Raw genomic sequence first — 15,654 nt, forward strand, 5'->3', positions numbered from 1 at the left:
GAAAGAAGCGGCTTATGAAAATATGAAGGAGGAAATTTTCATGGAAAAAACAGTAGGAAATGCGGTTAAAGGCGGTAGCTTTTTAGTAGAGGAGATTACGATTGATCAAGTATTTACGCCAGAAGATTTTTCATCTGAGCATAAAATGATTGCAAAAACGACAGAGGACTTTATCGTAAATGAAGTTCTTCCAGAGCTTGAATATTTAGAGCAACATGAGTTTGATCGTTCTGTTCGCCTTTTAAAAGAAGCGGGAGAACTTGGTTTATTAGGTGCTGACGTACCAGAAGAGTACGGCGGAATTGGTCTTGATAAAGTAAGCTCAGCGTTAATCGCAGAGAAATTCTCTCGCGCTGGTGGTTTTGCAATCACTCACGGTGCTCACGTTGGTATCGGATCTTTACCAATCGTATTATTCGGTAACGAAGAGCAAAAGAAAAAATATTTACCACTACTTGCAACTGGTGAAAAATTAGCTGCATATGCATTAACTGAGCCAGGTTCAGGATCTGATGCATTAGGTGCAAAAACAACTGCACGTTTAAATGCAGAAGGTACGCATTACGTATTAAATGGTGAAAAACAATGGATTACAAACTCTGCATTCGCTGACGTATTTATCGTATACGCAAAAATAGACGGCGAGCACTTCTCAGCATTTATCGTAGAGAAAGAATATGCTGGCGTATCTACAAGCCCTGAAGAAAAGAAAATGGGTATTAAATGTTCTTCAACTCGTACGTTAATTTTAGAAGATGCGTTAGTACCGAAAGAAAACCTACTTGGTGAAATTGGTAAAGGTCATATTATTGCGTTCAACATTTTAAATATCGGCCGTTATAAATTAGGTGTTGGTACAGTTGGATCTGCGAAACGTGCAGTAGAAATTTCAGCACAATATGCAAATCAACGTCAACAGTTCAAGCAACCAATCGCTCGTTTCCCATTAATTCAAGAGAAACTTGCGAATATGGCAGCGAAAACATATGCAGCTGAAAGCTCTGTATATCGTACAGTAGGTTTATTCGAAAGCCGCATGAGCACATTATCTGAAGAAGAAGTAAAAGACGGTAAAGCAGTAGCAGCTTCTATCGCTGAATATGCAATCGAGTGCTCTTTAAATAAAGTATTCGGTTCTGAAGTGTTAGATTATACAGTAGATGAAGGTGTTCAAATTCACGGTGGTTATGGATTTATGGCAGAGTACGAGATTGAAAGAATGTACCGTGATTCTCGTATTAACCGTATTTTCGAAGGAACGAATGAAATTAACCGCCTAATCGTACCAGGTACGTTCTTACGTAAAGCGATGAAAGGTGAATTACCACTTCTTCAAAAAGCACAAAAATTACAAGAAGAGTTAATGATGATGATGCCAGAAGAAGTAGGCGATGAGCCATTAGCACTTCAAAAATATTTAGTAAAGAACGCGAAGAAAATCGGTTTAATGGTAGCTGGATTAGCTGCTCAAAAATACGGTAAAGCATTAGATAAAGAGCAAGAAATTCTTGTGAATATTGCTGACATCGTAAGCAATCTTTACGCAATGGAATCAGCTGTTCTTCGTACAGAAAAAGCAATTAAAACAACTGGTCTTGAAAAGAATAAACAAAAAGTGTTATACACTGAAGTATTCTGCCAAGAAGCATTCAACGAAATCGAAGCAGATGCGAAAGAAACACTTATTGCAGTTGAAAATGGCGACATGCTGCGCATGATGTTATCATCATTACGCAAATTAACTCGTCACACACCACTTAACGTAATTCCGAAGAAACGTGAAATCGCTGCGAAAATTTTAGAAGATGAGCGTTACACAGTATAATAGATGAGAGAGAACCAGTAGCCTGTTGGGGCTGCTGGTTTTTTTATTTTTACCGATGTTAAAAATAGTTTACATGATGTTAAAAATAAATTACAATTAAAATATAGAAAATAATGTAAAATGAGGATTGGTTATGAAACAGAGTGGAACGTTACAAAATAATCTCGTTGTACTAAGGGCAGAAAAACGCTGGTCACAAACTGATTTAGCGAACCAGGCTGGGGTAAGTAGACAAACAATCGCCTCAATTGAAGCGAATCGTTACAATCCATCTTTAATTTTAGCTTTTGAAATTGCACGTATTTTAGGGAAGGAATTTCATGAAGTTTTTCAATATAAGATAGAGGGGGAAACGAAATGAGTATTGTAATAGGGATAATAATCTCAGTAGCAGGACTAATAGGTGTTTTATATTCAACACGTTTTCAGAAGAATGAGGGGGAAGACGAAAGGGGCGAGCATATTACGGGGAATGCAGCTAAAATTTCGTTATTTGTATTTTTATTTCTATATTTAGCTATCTTTTTAATTGGGAATCTATATTCATTGACAGGCGAACAATATAAATTAGCGAATTCATTTTTATTAGCAGGGGTACTTTGTTCTTATGCTTTAACTATCGTAGTTTTGAAAAGAAAATATTAAATGGAAAAGGGCTGTTTTACATATGCATGTGTAAACGGCTTTTTTTATGGAGGTAAAGGAGATGAAGTTAATAAGAGTAGGAACAGTTCATCAAATCGCATTTTTACCGCGCCTATTTCCGATTAACTGTTACTTTGTCGAAGAAGAAACAGGATTAACTTTAATTGATGCAGCTTTACCATTTTGTGCAAAGAAGATTTTAGAAGCGGCTCGAAAAATTGATAAACCGATTACGAATATTATTATTACTCATGCTCATGATGACCATATAGGGGCACTTGATGCGATAAAGAAAGAATTGCCGGATGTTCCGGTCTATATTTCTAATAGAGATGCTCGTTTACTTGAAGGAGATATGGCGCTGCAAAAGGGAGAACGAAACACGCCGATAAAAGTGGGGGTGTCAAAAAAGATAAAGACGATTCCAGGTATTCTTCTTCAAGAGGGTGATCAAATTGGTTCTCTTGTAGCGATTGCAGCTTCAGGTCATACACCAGGATCAATGGCGTTTTTAGATACGAGAAATGATGCTCTTATTGTAGGAGATGCATTTCAAACGAGAGGTGGAGTGGCGGTAGCAGGGCAATTGAAGTGGCTTTTTCCGTTTCCGGTGTTTGGGACTTGGGATGCAGAAGTTTCATTAACGAGCGCTCAGAAATTGCTGGAATATAAGCCGACTATATTGGCAACAGGGCATGGGAAGATGATTAAAGATCCATTATTGCAAATGCAGAGAGCAATTGAAGAAGCGGAAAGGAATTTAACTAGAAAGAGCCTCAAATAATTTTGAGGCTCTTTTTGCTAGATGATATTATTTTGCTGGTTTTAAAAATGTGTATATGGCTAAGGAAAAACAAAGGAAAATAAATGCGATAGGATCTTGATATGGATTAGGTTCAGAGCCCTTCTGGATTTCTGTAAGGAAGTCATGTGTTTTCATGTGTATCTCTCCTTTTATTCATAAATTTTATATGCAGTGAGAATCATGATGAATAAGTAAGGTGGTGTAATGACAAATAGTAAGAGGTGTTTTAAAATTTAGAGTTTTCATTTAACAATCATTATATAGTAATTTAATTTCTAAAACTATAGAATGTAAAGCTTTCATGATATGTAAAATTGCATATTATTCTTTTTAAAAATCTTGCTATATTATCTTTATATTTGTATTGAAAGATTTATGTTGAGATAAATGAAAACAAATGGAGGAATAGTATGAGTAAAACAGTATTAGACGCGTATAATGCGGAAAGAGAAGTAGATAACATAACATATAAAAATCTAGTTGTAATGATAGCAAGCATTCTAGGTTTCTCACTCTTAGGGGGATTATTCCTTGCTTTAGCTCTTGGGATTTTTGGAGAAGAGGTATTACGTGCTAATTTAGAGGGTTATTATTTACTCCTATTTGATGCAGCTGTTGTTACTATTGTTTTATTTGCGTATAAACCAGTGCTTCATTTTATTAAGGACATTTGGGATGTATCTGTTTTAAAAAATGGGAAAACCTACTTGTACTTATTAATAGGTTTTATCGTCATTGCATTAACTCAGTATGTAATGTTAGAGTTGTTTAGCTTTGAAAGTGCAGAGCAGCAACGAGATCAATTAGGGGGAGAGACACTCCAAAATAGTGTGATACAAAGCATTATATATGTGTTAAGTGTTGCTATAATTACACCGGTTAAAGAAGAAATTCTATTTCGAGGTATTTTATATCGATTTTTAGAAAAGAAATATAATTTTTTAGTTGGTATCATTATTTCCTCCTTCATTTTTGGGATTCTTCATAGTGGTTTTCCGATTACGGCAATAATTATGGGAATTGTATTTGCTATGTTATATAAGAAGACACAATCTATTGTACCTAGTATCATTTTACATATTGCATGGAACTTACTTGTGAGTATAAGTATGATTGTCTCTTTATAAAATTGAACGAATATTTAGCGTAAAAGATGAATGGCCTAGCTATTCATCTTTTATTTTGTTTATAAGTAGGAAAAGTTAATGCATACAAACCAAAAAGAACCAAATACTAATGACGAATGAACAAAGAAAGGCAGGTATGATCTATGCAAAATTTAACAGAGCTTGAAGTGGAAAACTTACGTCATTTAATTGGTGGACATGCGACGATTATTAACAAATTGGAGCAATATGCACAGGCATGTACGGATCCACAGTTACAGCAGATGCTGCAAAAAGATGCACAAGATGCGAGAAATACGAAACAACAATTAATGACTTTCCTAGGATAGGAGTGGACGGGATATGAATGAAAAAGATATGGTAAATGATTATTTAGCAGGATTAAATGCAAGTTTAACAAGTTATGCAAATTATATTTCTCAGTCTGATAACGAACAGTTACATCAAACGTTAATTCAAATTCGTAATCAAGATGAGATGCGTCAACGTAATATGTATGAATACGCGAAGCAAAAAAGTTATTACAAACCGGCAGCACCTGCTAATCCAATGATTGTAGAGCAATTGAAAAGTCAATTGAGTGCGGAATAATAGGATGAAAAAAACGAGCGAATGAAGTCGCTCGTTTTTTTGTTTTGTATATGTCAATAAATATATAATGAATATTTTTCCAGTTGTAACAAATATGACGAAAATAGAATATGACATTTCACAAAAAGGACAAAAACTTTGCTCAACATTTCACAAAGTATCCATGGTTTCTATCGTGAGAACCTCTATAATTAGGAATGTAAAGAACAAAAGAAATAGACTACATGATCAATTAGGAGAGATTGCTATGAATAGAAATACAAGAAAAATTGCAATTATCGGTACTGGATTAGTTGGATCAAGCTGTGCGTATTCCATTGTAAACCAAGGGATTTGCGAAGAGCTATTGTTAATTGATATAAATCATGAACGTGCAGTTGGAGAAGCGATGGATTTATCGCACTGCATTAACTTTACAAATACAAGAACAAAAGTATATGCAGGAAGCTATGAAGACTGCAAAGATATGGACATTGTCATTATTACAGCAGGACCAGCGCCGAAGCCTGGACAAAGTCGTTTAGACACTTTAGGAGCAAGCGCTAAGATTATGGAAAGTGTTGTTGGCGGCGTAATGGAAAGTGGATTTAATGGCATTTTCTTACTCGCATCGAACCCAGTTGACATTATTACATATCAAGTTTGGAAGCTATCTGGATTACCTAGAAATCGTGTGATTGGTACAGGTACATCACTAGATTCTTCTCGCTTAAGAACAATTTTATCTGAAATATTACATGTAGACCCTCGTAGTATTCATGGGTATTCATTAGGAGAACATGGTGATTCTCAAATGGTTGCTTGGTCTCATGTAACTGTTGGTGGAAAACCAATCTTGCAAATTTTAGAGGAACAAAAAGAACGCTTAGGTGAAATAGATTTAGATGAAATTGTTGAGAAGACTGCAAAAGCTGGATGGGAAATTTATAAGCGCAAAGGAACTACTTATTACGGAATTGGAAATTCTTTAGCTTATATTGCGCGCTCAATTTTCAATGATGATCACCGTGTTATCGCTGTTTCAGCCATTTTAGATGGTGAATATGGCGAATACGATATTTGTACAGGAGTACCAGCAATTATTACTAGAGACGGTATAAGAGAAGTGGTAGAACTAAACTTATCAGAAGATGAAGAAAGCCGCTTTGCAAAATCAAACGATGTTTTACGCGATTATATGAAAACAGTTGGTTACTAAATTATAGGAGAAGGTGAAACAAATGAAGGAATATATAATGTCTCGTGTGTTTAAAGCTTCTGCCGGAATCGCACAGGGTATTTTCGTATCCCTTGGAATTGGTTTACTGATCGAAAATATAGGAAGAATTGTTGATATTCCATTACTTATTACAATCGGAGTTGTTGCAAAATCACTTATGGCACCAGCAATTGGAGCCGGGATTGCTTTTATGCTCGGTGCAAACGGACTCGTGATTTTTTCAGCGATGGTAGCTGGAGCAATTGGAGCTGGTTCAATTTCAATTACTGAAGCTGGTCTCATCATTAAAACAGGCGAACCAATTGGTGCATTATTAACAGCGACTTTAGCAGTTTATATTGGTAAACGATTAAGTGGAAAAACTGCTTTAGATATGATGCTCGTTCCATTTGCAGCCATATTAGGTTCTGGTTTAGTCGGTATTTGGTTAGCTCAAAATATTAGCCCAGTTTTAAATACAGTTGGAGCATTCATTAAAGATAGTTCAGCTGGTAGCCCATTTATCGCTTCTATCGTGATTGCTGTAGTTTGGGGACTATTACTTATCTCTCCAGCTTCATCAGCTGCGTTAGCGATAGCACTTAGCTTAGATGGTGTTGCAGGCGGTGCAGCACTTGCGGGGTGTGTTGCTCAGTTTATCGGATTCTCTGTTATTTCAGCGAAAGAAAATAATTTAGGTGGCATATTAGCTCAGGCACTTTGTACTCCAAAAGTGCAGTTGCCGAACATTACTAAAAATCCAATGATTCTCGTCCCAACTGTCGTCGCCAGTGCTATAGTGGGCCCAGTATCAGCATTAATTTTCCAACTGGAAGCAGGAAAAGAAATTGCAGGTCTTGGATTAAGCTCTCTTATCGCACCAATTAATTTAATTTCCAGCCAAGGATGGGAAGTTGTCCCAGCGATGGTAATCACTTATATCATCATCCCAGTAGCTGTTTCTTATATACTTTACATCGCTCTTAAAAAAGCAGGTCGTATTCATTCTGGTGATATGACTGTACCGCAATCTTAATTTGAAAATCTCCTTAATAATAGATAAAAGCAGACTGAAGCCACAGTCTGCTTTTTTGTTACGTTAAATTTTATGATTTTGTTTTACTGGAAATGAAGCAGTTTCTTTTGCTAACAATAGCTGAACACCGAAGTATAGTATGCTTGCAAGCGTCATTCCAGAAACGGCATCTATAAATGCATGCTGCTTCGTAAATAGCGTCGATAAAATAATAAGCGTACCGAAGAAAGTAAGAATGTAATATTCAAAAGCATGCTGTTCTCTACGCTTAAAGGCAGCTAACATAATTACAAATGTCGTAAGGACATGAATGCTTGGGAAGCAGTTTACTGGATGATCAATACTATAAATATAGCGGACTAGTTCGGAAAATACATCTGTTCCAACGACAGTTGGGCGTGGTACAGTTGTCTGCCAAAAAAAATAAATCGAAAAACAAGCAAGTTTTCCAAGAATTACACTACTTAAAGTGACATAATATTGCTTTCGATCAGCAAAACAGTAATAAATAAGTGCGCCGTATAAGTATGGAAACCAAAGTAAGTAAGGAATAATAAATGCTTTCACAAATGGAATCCAATCATCTACTACAGTTGTGACATCTACTGCGTGAACAGTAGATTTATTTAATACATCATAAAGGGGACTTACGAGTACGAGTAGAAGTATATAACTTAACGGAAGAAAAGGTGAAAGTTTAAATTTCTTCATGACAATCTCCTATGTTTTTTAGTAATGTAAATAAATTCAATTGATTATAATATAGAAACACGAATTGGGCTATCGATTTCACTTACATTTTCTTGAATTCACCTTACATTTTTGTCACTTGACTTAAAAGAAGGGGAGGGTGCTAAATGAAGCGTTTATCATATTTCTTAGTTTTTATATTGTTATGCCTAGTCGGTGCTGGGTGTGCAAAGGATAACGAAGGAGAGAAATTAGAATACAACGGGAGAGCACTCGTAATTGGAGTTGTTGGAGAAAAGCCGAAAGATACATTTAGGAACATAAAGTTTGAAAAAGTGAAGTTAGAAGAGATGCAGGAGAAATCAGCAAAAGTTGATGGTTTTTTCGTTACGAAAGAGTATTTTAAAGAGGCATCAAAGGAGCAGTATACGGACTTATTTTTATCGTTAAAGAAGCCGGTATTTTTTATTGGCTTACAAGATAGACCGTATTTGATTTTTACTAAAAAAGATTTAGATTATGATAATGCACCAAGGGATGAAGCGATGATGTATACGCAAGGATTTGTAAACATGGGAAACCCTGAAGGACAATATTGGGGTATGGGATTATATAATGATACTGTTTCGGATCGAAATATTCATAATATGTATATATTAGTATTTCAAACAATTTCAGATTATTTAAGTAGATGATGAAGGAGCCTTTAAAAGGGGCTTCTTATTTTTTAAATAAACGTTTGTTTAAGATATATGTTCGGTATGGAAAATCATGTTTTTCAACGGTGATATAGAAAAATATGAAATTAATCAAGCGTTTGTTTAAGATATATGTTCGGTATGGAAGAATTCATGTATTCCAAAGGTTGAGGTAGAAAAATATGAAATTAATCAAACGTTTGTTTAAGATGTATGTTCGGTATGGAAGAATTCATGTATTCCAAAGGTTGAGGTAGAAAAATATGAAATTAATCAAACGTTTGTTTAAGGTATATGTTCGGCGTGGGATGAGAAAAAAGTTTTAAAAAAATTATATATTTATTTTTTCTTAATAAATGGCGGAAAAATAAGAAAAATTAGCAGGATTATTAAAAATTATCACGAAATAAGTAAAAGTTTAGCGAATAATCGTTTGAAATAATAAAATGTTTTCTATATGATAAAGGTAAAGGTTAGTAAAAAAGTAGGTGAATTTATGACAGTAACATTTTATTCATATCCAAAGTGTGGCACATGTCAAAAAGCAAAGAAATGGTTTGAGGCAAACGATGTAGCATATGAGATGATTCATATTGTTGAAAATCCACCGTCAAAAGAAGATTTACGTAATTTACATGAGAAAAGTGAATTACCATTAAAAAAATTCTTTAATACAAGTGGAATGCGTTACCGCGAACTTGGTTTAAAAGATAAGTTAAAGGATGCAAGCGAAGACGAAATGTACGAGCTTTTAGCATCTGATGGCATGTTAATTAAACGTCCAATTGTAACAGATGGAACGAGTGTAACACTTGGTTTTAACGAAGAGCAGTTTGAAAGTGTGTGGAAAAAGTACCAATAAGGTATTTTTACATAATTAATACATTCACTGGAGGTACAGTCATGAGCATTCCAAATAATTTACGTTACTCTGAAGAACACGAATGGGTAAAAACAGAAGGTAATGCGGTTGTTATCGGTATTACTCATTTTGCGCAAGGTGAGTTAGGCGATATCGTATTCGTTGAACTTCCTGAAGTAGGTGCAACAATCCAAGCTGACGAGCCATTCGGAAGCGTAGAATCTGTTAAAACAGTTTCTGAATTATACGCACCTGTAAGTGGTAAAGTTGTAGCAGTAAACGAAGAATTAAGTGACCAACCAGAACTAGTTAACGAATCTCCATACGAGGGTGCATGGATGGTTAAAGTTGAACTTTCTGATGCAAGCCAAGTTGAGAAGTTATTAACTGCAGAAAAATATGCAGAAATGACAAACCAAGACTAATTATAGTCAAAGAAAAAGGACAGCCTTTGTGCTGTCCTTTTTTATTTTGTGTACATAATAAGTTTTAAATCACATATAAATGAATCAGCTATTAGGGGAATAACTTCTCTTCGGTAAGATTTCATGTGTTTTTTGTGCGAAAGAACCTTAGCCAACAGGGCTAAACAGTCGGTTCCGCTTTTCTTTATGATCCAGCTCCAGCGGCTAGATTGTTCGGTGGCTTCGCGTCTTCCTGCGAGGCAAAAAGCGCCTCTACGTCAGAAGCTCCATCCCCCTCACAATCTGAACGAGCCGCTTGCACTTTTCTTTTGCAAAAATAAACAGGAAACAACATGAAAATAACGAATATACTATATACTAAGTTAAAGGTTGTATAGTATATGGTGATCGGGTGATGACATATGATTTATGTGGAAAAAGTCATTATTGTAGAAGGTAAATCGGATAGAAGAAAGATTGAATCTATTATTCGTGAACCAGTGGAAATTGTTTGTACAAATGGTACAATTGGTTTGTCGAAAATGGATGAGCTCATTGATCAATTTTTTGATAAGGACGTATATGTGCTAGTGGATGCTGATGATGCAGGAGAAAAGTTAAGGAAACAATTCCGAAAAGAATTTCCGCAAGCAGAGCATATTTATATTGATCGCTCGTATCGCGAGGTGGCGACTGCACCTTCTTCACATTTAGCAAATGTGTTATGGGGAGCTGACATTGACGTTTATACAGAATATTTACGGTAAGGAATGATAGAAGTGATTGATTGGACAGGTGCCGAAGCTACAGCCCTAATAGGAAATGAAGAAAAAACAGTGTTATATGTGTATACACCAATGTGTGGAACATGCCAATTAGCAAAGAAGATGTTAACGGTCGTCGAGATGACGATTGAAGATTTGAAAATTGGAATGTTAGATTTAAATTATGCCCCGCATTTAGCGAAAGAGTATGGGATAGAAAGTGTACCGTGTTTACTTATTTTTGAAAATGGGACACTGATGAAGAAAATATATGCATTTCATTCGGTTGAATATTTATATACGGAATTAAAGTAGGCGGCAAGGTTTTTGCCGCCTCGACATATTTCTTGGGAAATATGTCGACATACATGATAGATACAGTATTTGTCGAGCGAAAGTAACAGGATTGCTCTTTAATAAGAGGGAATGGTATGTAATAGAAAGTGATATGAGGGATGTGATTTAGGATGAAATTATATTCTTTGCTTCAATCATTTGTAAATTACGCTAATGGTCAATATCATTTAGAACCGCTTTTAAGGCAAGGAGAAAGAACTGTTAATTTTCGTTTTGGAGATGAATGCTGTTCGTTACAAATTTCAAGAGATTATATAGAACTTTTGAAAGAGGCGAGAGGAACGGAACAAATCGTTTGTTTAGAGGAAGAGGATGTACAAAAATTAGTGACTGGAAATATGAGGTTGCAAACGTTAATGAGTGATGGACGGGTACAATATTCTGGAACGTATCGAACGATGTTATTAGTTGAATCGATGTTTCATATATGTAAACCGATGTCAGTCGGGGCTTAAAATTCTGAAGTTTCTTTTTTTGCGAAAAATTCTGTTGACACAGCGTGTGGATATTGATACAATTCAATTCATAAAATATAGACAATTTCATAAATTTTAAATCAGACGAAAATTTAATCTGATTTCTCTTATTAAGAGAGGTGGAGGGACTGTGCCCTGTGAAGCCCGGCAACCGTCAACTTATGTTGAAATGGTGCCAATTCCTGCAAAGCAAATGCTTTGAGAGATGAGAGAGAGGGATAATGTTGTTATATACGCATATAAACCTTTCTGCTTCTCTAGAAGCGGAAAGGTTTTTTTGTTGTTTGAATGCGGAGGACATTCAAACAACAAGGTGAGCAGTAGCGATAGATTACACGCATTAAAGATAAAAAAATGCGGAGTAGATCTAAACAAAATAGGGGTGAACACCATGATTTTATTAGAGAATGTAAAGAAAATATATAAGGCAAAAAGCGGTGATGTCACTGCTGTAGATAACGCCAACTTACAAATAGAGAAAGGCGAAATATTTGGTGTTATCGGATATAGTGGCGCTGGGAAAAGTTCTTTAATCCGATTGTTTAATCAGTTAGAGAAACCAACTTCTGGCCAAATTACAATTGCGAATCGTGTGATTTCAACGATTACTGGAAATGAGCTTCGTAAGGCAAGACAAGAAATTGGAATGATTTTTCAACATTTCAATTTACTTTGGTCACGAACTGTTCGTGAAAATATTGCATTCCCACTTGAAATTGCAGGTGTCGATAAGGCGGAGAGAAGAAAACGCGTCGATGAGTTAATCCATCTTGTTGGATTAGAGGGAAGAGGAGACGCGTACCCATCTCAGCTAAGTGGTGGACAAAAGCAACGCGTCGGGATTGCAAGAGCGTTAGCAAATAATCCACAAGTACTTTTATGTGATGAAGCAACGTCAGCTCTTGATCCGGAAACGACAGATCAAATTTTAGATTTATTGTTAGATATTAATAAGCGTCTCGGATTAACAATTGTATTGATTACGCATGAGATGCACGTTATTCGCAAAATTTGTAATCGAGTTGCTGTAATGGAGAAAGGGAAGATCGTAGAAACGGGTTCAGTACTTGACGTATTCCGTAATCCACAGCAAGACATTACAAAACGATTTGTACAGCAGTTAACTGATTCTGAAGATACGAATGAAACGATTGAAAGTTTAATAGAAAAGTATCCAGATGGAAAAGTAATTCGTTTGCAGTTTGTCGGTGAAGCGGTAGAAAGACCAGTACTTCAAAGGTTAATGCAGCGCGGTGATATAGAAGTTAGCATTTTGCAAGGAAATATCGCACAAACGAATAATGGCTCTTACGGAAGTTTAGTCGTTCATTTAAATGGTGAAGAAACAGCGATCCAGCAAGCGATAGAAGGAATTCATCAAGATCAAGTAGAGCTGGAGGTGATTGCACATGGATAAGTTAATCGCAAATATTGATTGGAATCAAATGTTAGAAGCAACTGGTGAAACGTTATATATGACGGCAATCGCAGCGCTTGCCACATTTGTGTTAGGACTTATTTTAGGACTATTACTCTTTATGACAGCGAAAGATAATTTATGGGAAAATAAAGCGATTAATACGGTGATTGGAGCATTCGTAAACATTTTCCGTTCTATACCGTTCATCATTTTAATTATTTTATTAATCCCATTCACAAAAATCCTTCTTGGAACAATTCTTGGAGCGAGTGCAGCACTGCCAGCTTTAATTATTGGCGCAGCACCGTTTTACGCGAGAATGGTTGAAATCGCACTTCGTGAAATTGATAAAGGTGTAATTGAAGCTTCAAAAGCAATGGGAGCAAAAACAAGCACAATTATTTTGAAAGTGTTAATTCCAGAATCGTTACCAGCGTTAGTATCTGGTATTACGGTTACGACTATTGCTTTAGTAGGCTATACAGCAATGGCAGGTGTTGTTGGTGCTGGTGGTCTTGGAACACTTGCTTACTTAGAAGGATTCCAGCGTGGAAATAACGATGTAACAATCGTTGCGACAATTTGTGTATTACTCGTTGTATTTTTCATTCAGTGGATTGGTGATAGTGTAACGACTCGAATAGATAAAAGATAATGAAAACAGGGGGATATTTCAAATGAAAAAATTATTACTTACAGCACTTATTTCAACTTCAATTCTGGGGTTAGCTGCTTGTGGCGGGAAAGATAAAGATGAAAAGAAACTTGTTGTTGGTGCTTCTAACGTACCGCACGCTGAAATTTTAGAAAAGGCAAAGCCGTTACTTGAGAAAAAAGGAATTGAGCTAGAAATTAAAAAATTCCAAGACTACGTATTACCAAATAAATCGTTAGCAGATAAGGAATTAGATGCAAACTACTTCCAGCACATTCCGTATTTAGAAAAAGAAATGAAAGATAAGAAATATGATTTTGAAATAGCAGGAAAAATTCATTTAGAACCGATTGGTGTATACTCTCAAAAATATAAGAGCTTAAAAGAGCTTCCAGACGGGGCGACAATTATTATGAGTAATTCCGTTACTGACCATGGACGTGGTTTAGCAATTTTACAAAAAGAAGGCATTTTAAAAATTAAAGACGGAGTAGATCCAGTTAATGCAACTCCAAAAGATATTGCGGATAATCCGAAAAACTTAAAATTCAAAACGGATATTGAGCCTGGTTTATTACCACAAGTGTATAACAATAAAGAAGGCGACGCTGTTCTAATTAACTCGAACTATGCAATTGATGCGAAATTAAACCCAGAAAAAGATGCAATTGCAATTGAAGGTGATGATTCTCCATACACAAACATATTAGTTGTTCGTAAAGGCGATAAAGATAAAAAAGAGATTAAAGCTCTTGTAGAAGTACTGCATTCTAAAGAAATTGAAGACTTTATTAATAAAGAATATAAAGGGGCAGTTGTTCCTGTAAAAGAATAAGGGTTTGAAGAAGGGCTGGTCTATGCCGGCTCTTTTTTCTCCCGCATTAACGGGCAGTAAGACTCCCACCTCGTAATTCGGCAGGAACAAAAAAGTTAGGTGGGAGATCAACTGCCCGTAAATGCCCGATTGGTTCAACTAATAATCAGTGGGGATGAACCAAACCCCACTGATTAAAGTTTCACTTTATAACTACATAACTATAGGGGAGAAGGGGACATCATATGAAAAAGATTATACTGTCAGTTGTTACAGCACTGTCTGTATTTACATTATCTGCCTGCGGAGGGAAAGAGGAGAATAAGCTTGTTGTTGGAGCTTCTAACGTGCCGCACGCTGTTATTTTAGAGAAAGCACAACCGATATTAGAGAAAAAAGGTATTAAATTAGAGATTAAAAAATTCCAGGATTATGTTCTGCCGAATAAAGCGTTAGCGGATAAAGAAATTGATGCGAACTACTTCCAACACATTCCGTATTTAGATAAAGAAATTCAAGAAAAAGGATATAAAATTGTAAACGCAGGGAAAATTCATTTAGAGCCAATGGGCATTTATTCTAAGAAATATAAAAGCTTAAAAGATCTTCCAGATGGAGGAACGGTTATTATGAGTAATAACGTAGCTGAGCGTGGCCGTATGTTAGCGTTGTTACAAAAAGGCGGCGTTATTAAATTAAAAGACGGTGTAGATGTTGTTAGAGCGACAGTAAAAGATGTTGTAGAAAACCCGAAAAATTTAAAGTTTAAAACAGATGTAGAACCTGGACTCTCACCGAAGCTGTATGAAAATAATGAAGGCGATGCTTTATTTATTAATTCAAACTACGCAATTGATGCGAAATTAAATCCAACAAAGGATGCAATTGCAATTGAAGGAGCGGACTCTCCTTATGCAAATATTATCGCAGTTCGTAAAGGTGACGAGAAGAAAAAAGAAATTAAAGAGTTAGTAGAAGTGCTACATTCAAAAGAAATTCAAGATTTTATTAACAAAGAATATAAAGGTGCTGTACTTCCGGTAAATGAATAAGTGCAGGAAAGGACTGGGGAATTACCAGTCCTTTTTTCTTTATATAAATAAGAAGAAAGGTGTATTATATAAGGATGCAAGGGAAATACTTATATGCATTTGTGAAAAAATTGTTACATTTTCTCAGTGTTTGCGATATCATTTTATTTGATATAAGATTAGAATGAGAATAAAATGAGAATATGAACGTTTTAGTAATTTTTAAAATGTATATATAGGATTAATGGAGGTATTG

General features: G+C 35.6%; 21 protein-coding genes and 1 riboswitch. Of the genes, 19 read left to right on the plus strand and 2 right to left on the minus strand.

What is annotated here, in order from left to right; translation table 11 throughout:
• Positions 1-22 precede the first annotated feature (22 nt).
• The 4 genes from FT637_RS14865 (at position 23) to FT637_RS14880 (ending at position 3,254) form a co-directional block, all read left to right on the plus strand.
• Entirely contained in the window at positions 23-1,825 is a 1,803-nt protein-coding gene (locus FT637_RS14865) for an acyl-CoA dehydrogenase family protein (protein WP_319805950.1), read from the plus strand.
• 133 nt (positions 1,826-1,958) lie between these two features.
• Entirely contained in the window at positions 1,959-2,186 is a 228-nt protein-coding gene (locus FT637_RS14870; RefSeq protein WP_193646952.1) for a helix-turn-helix transcriptional regulator, read from the plus strand.
• Positions 2,183-2,470 (plus strand): DUF2178 domain-containing protein, encoded by a 288-nt coding sequence (locus tag FT637_RS14875; RefSeq protein ID WP_193646953.1) that lies wholly within the window; start codon positions 2,183-2,185, stop codon positions 2,468-2,470. The genes FT637_RS14870 and FT637_RS14875 overlap by 4 nt, the downstream gene beginning before the upstream one ends.
• A 61-nt stretch (positions 2,471-2,531) precedes the next feature.
• Positions 2,532-3,254: an MBL fold metallo-hydrolase gene (locus tag FT637_RS14880; protein ID WP_193646954.1), complete on the plus strand. Its 723-nt coding sequence runs from the start codon at positions 2,532-2,534 to the stop codon at positions 3,252-3,254.
• Between the two features lie 27 nt (positions 3,255-3,281).
• Here the strand turns inward: FT637_RS14880 and FT637_RS30325 are convergent, their stop codons facing one another.
• Entirely contained in the window at positions 3,282-3,410 is a 129-nt protein-coding gene (locus FT637_RS30325) for a hypothetical protein (RefSeq protein WP_002112689.1), read from the minus strand.
• Positions 3,411-3,685: 275 nt separating this feature from the next.
• Between FT637_RS30325 and FT637_RS14885 the strand changes: the two genes are divergently transcribed.
• The 5 genes from FT637_RS14885 (at position 3,686) to FT637_RS14905 (ending at position 7,227) form a co-directional block, all read left to right on the plus strand.
• Positions 3,686-4,402, plus strand: coding sequence for a CPBP family intramembrane glutamic endopeptidase (locus FT637_RS14885; RefSeq protein ID WP_193646955.1), 717 nt, complete (start codon positions 3,686-3,688; stop codon positions 4,400-4,402).
• Between the two features lie 143 nt (positions 4,403-4,545).
• Positions 4,546-4,731, plus strand: a complete 186-nt coding sequence (locus FT637_RS14890; protein ID WP_193646956.1) for a hypothetical protein — start codon at positions 4,546-4,548, stop codon at positions 4,729-4,731.
• Positions 4,732-4,744: 13 nt separating this feature from the next.
• On the plus strand, positions 4,745-4,993 hold the full coding sequence (locus FT637_RS14895) for a spore coat protein (RefSeq protein WP_193646957.1): 249 nt from the start codon (positions 4,745-4,747) through the stop codon (positions 4,991-4,993).
• A 247-nt stretch (positions 4,994-5,240) separates the two neighbouring features.
• Positions 5,241-6,191: an L-lactate dehydrogenase gene (locus tag FT637_RS14900; protein ID WP_413773231.1), complete on the plus strand. Its 951-nt coding sequence runs from the start codon at positions 5,241-5,243 to the stop codon at positions 6,189-6,191.
• Between the two features lie 22 nt (positions 6,192-6,213).
• On the plus strand, positions 6,214-7,227 hold the full coding sequence (locus tag FT637_RS14905; RefSeq protein ID WP_002089394.1) for a PTS transporter subunit IIC: 1,014 nt from the start codon (positions 6,214-6,216) through the stop codon (positions 7,225-7,227).
• Between the two features lie 63 nt (positions 7,228-7,290).
• Here FT637_RS14905 and FT637_RS14910 read toward each other — a convergent pair whose 3' ends face one another.
• Positions 7,291-7,938, minus strand: coding sequence for a phosphatase PAP2 family protein (locus FT637_RS14910; RefSeq protein WP_193646959.1), 648 nt, complete (start codon positions 7,936-7,938; stop codon positions 7,291-7,293).
• Between the two features lie 146 nt (positions 7,939-8,084).
• Here FT637_RS14910 and FT637_RS14915 point away from each other — a divergent pair, with 146 nt between their 5' ends.
• The 10 genes from FT637_RS14915 to metQ (FT637_RS14960) all read left to right on the plus strand — a co-directional run bounded on the left by FT637_RS14915 (position 8,085) and on the right by metQ (FT637_RS14960) (position 15,419).
• Positions 8,085-8,612 carry a hypothetical protein gene (locus tag FT637_RS14915; protein WP_193646960.1) on the plus strand — a complete coding sequence of 176 codons (528 nt, stop codon included), beginning with the start codon at positions 8,085-8,087 and terminating at the stop codon, positions 8,610-8,612.
• Positions 8,613-9,111: 499 nt separating this feature from the next.
• Positions 9,112-9,477: an arsenate reductase family protein gene (locus FT637_RS14920; RefSeq protein ID WP_002129756.1), complete on the plus strand. Its 366-nt coding sequence runs from the start codon at positions 9,112-9,114 to the stop codon at positions 9,475-9,477.
• A gap of 41 nt (positions 9,478-9,518) precedes the next feature.
• A complete protein-coding gene (gcvH, locus tag FT637_RS14925) occupies positions 9,519-9,902 on the plus strand; it encodes a glycine cleavage system protein GcvH (protein WP_000026895.1) in 384 nt (127 codons plus the stop codon).
• A gap of 401 nt (positions 9,903-10,303) precedes the next feature.
• The gene (locus FT637_RS14930; protein ID WP_000640865.1) at positions 10,304-10,648 is read left to right on the plus strand and encodes a toprim domain-containing protein; all 345 of its coding nucleotides are present in this window, start codon (positions 10,304-10,306) and stop codon (positions 10,646-10,648) included.
• Positions 10,649-10,651: 3 nt separating this feature from the next.
• A complete protein-coding gene (locus FT637_RS14935) occupies positions 10,652-10,960 on the plus strand; it encodes a thioredoxin family protein (protein WP_002015940.1) in 309 nt (102 codons plus the stop codon).
• A 152-nt stretch (positions 10,961-11,112) separates the two neighbouring features.
• The gene (locus tag FT637_RS14940) at positions 11,113-11,457 is read left to right on the plus strand and encodes a hypothetical protein (protein WP_002068015.1); all 345 of its coding nucleotides are present in this window, start codon (positions 11,113-11,115) and stop codon (positions 11,455-11,457) included.
• A gap of 125 nt (positions 11,458-11,582) precedes the next feature.
• A riboswitch (SAM riboswitch) is annotated at positions 11,583-11,690 on the plus strand.
• A gap of 179 nt (positions 11,691-11,869) precedes the next feature.
• Positions 11,870-12,895 (plus strand): methionine ABC transporter ATP-binding protein, encoded by a 1,026-nt coding sequence (locus tag FT637_RS14945; RefSeq protein ID WP_193646961.1) that lies wholly within the window; start codon positions 11,870-11,872, stop codon positions 12,893-12,895.
• Positions 12,888-13,553: a methionine ABC transporter permease gene (locus FT637_RS14950; protein WP_193646962.1), complete on the plus strand. Its 666-nt coding sequence runs from the start codon at positions 12,888-12,890 to the stop codon at positions 13,551-13,553. Before FT637_RS14945 ends, FT637_RS14950 begins: the two co-directional genes overlap by 8 nt.
• 22 nt (positions 13,554-13,575) lie before the next feature.
• Positions 13,576-14,388 (plus strand): methionine ABC transporter substrate-binding lipoprotein MetQ, encoded by an 813-nt coding sequence (gene metQ / locus FT637_RS14955; protein WP_193646963.1) that lies wholly within the window; start codon positions 13,576-13,578, stop codon positions 14,386-14,388.
• A 224-nt stretch (positions 14,389-14,612) separates the two neighbouring features.
• Complete coding sequence (gene metQ, locus FT637_RS14960; protein WP_193646964.1) at positions 14,613-15,419, plus strand: methionine ABC transporter substrate-binding lipoprotein MetQ; 807 nt, start codon at positions 14,613-14,615, stop codon at positions 15,417-15,419.
• Positions 15,420-15,654 lie beyond the last annotated feature (235 nt).

The organism is Bacillus cereus, from assembly GCF_015071065.1.
Lineage (GTDB): Bacteria > Bacillota > Bacilli > Bacillales > Bacillaceae_G > Bacillus_A > Bacillus_A cereus_BA.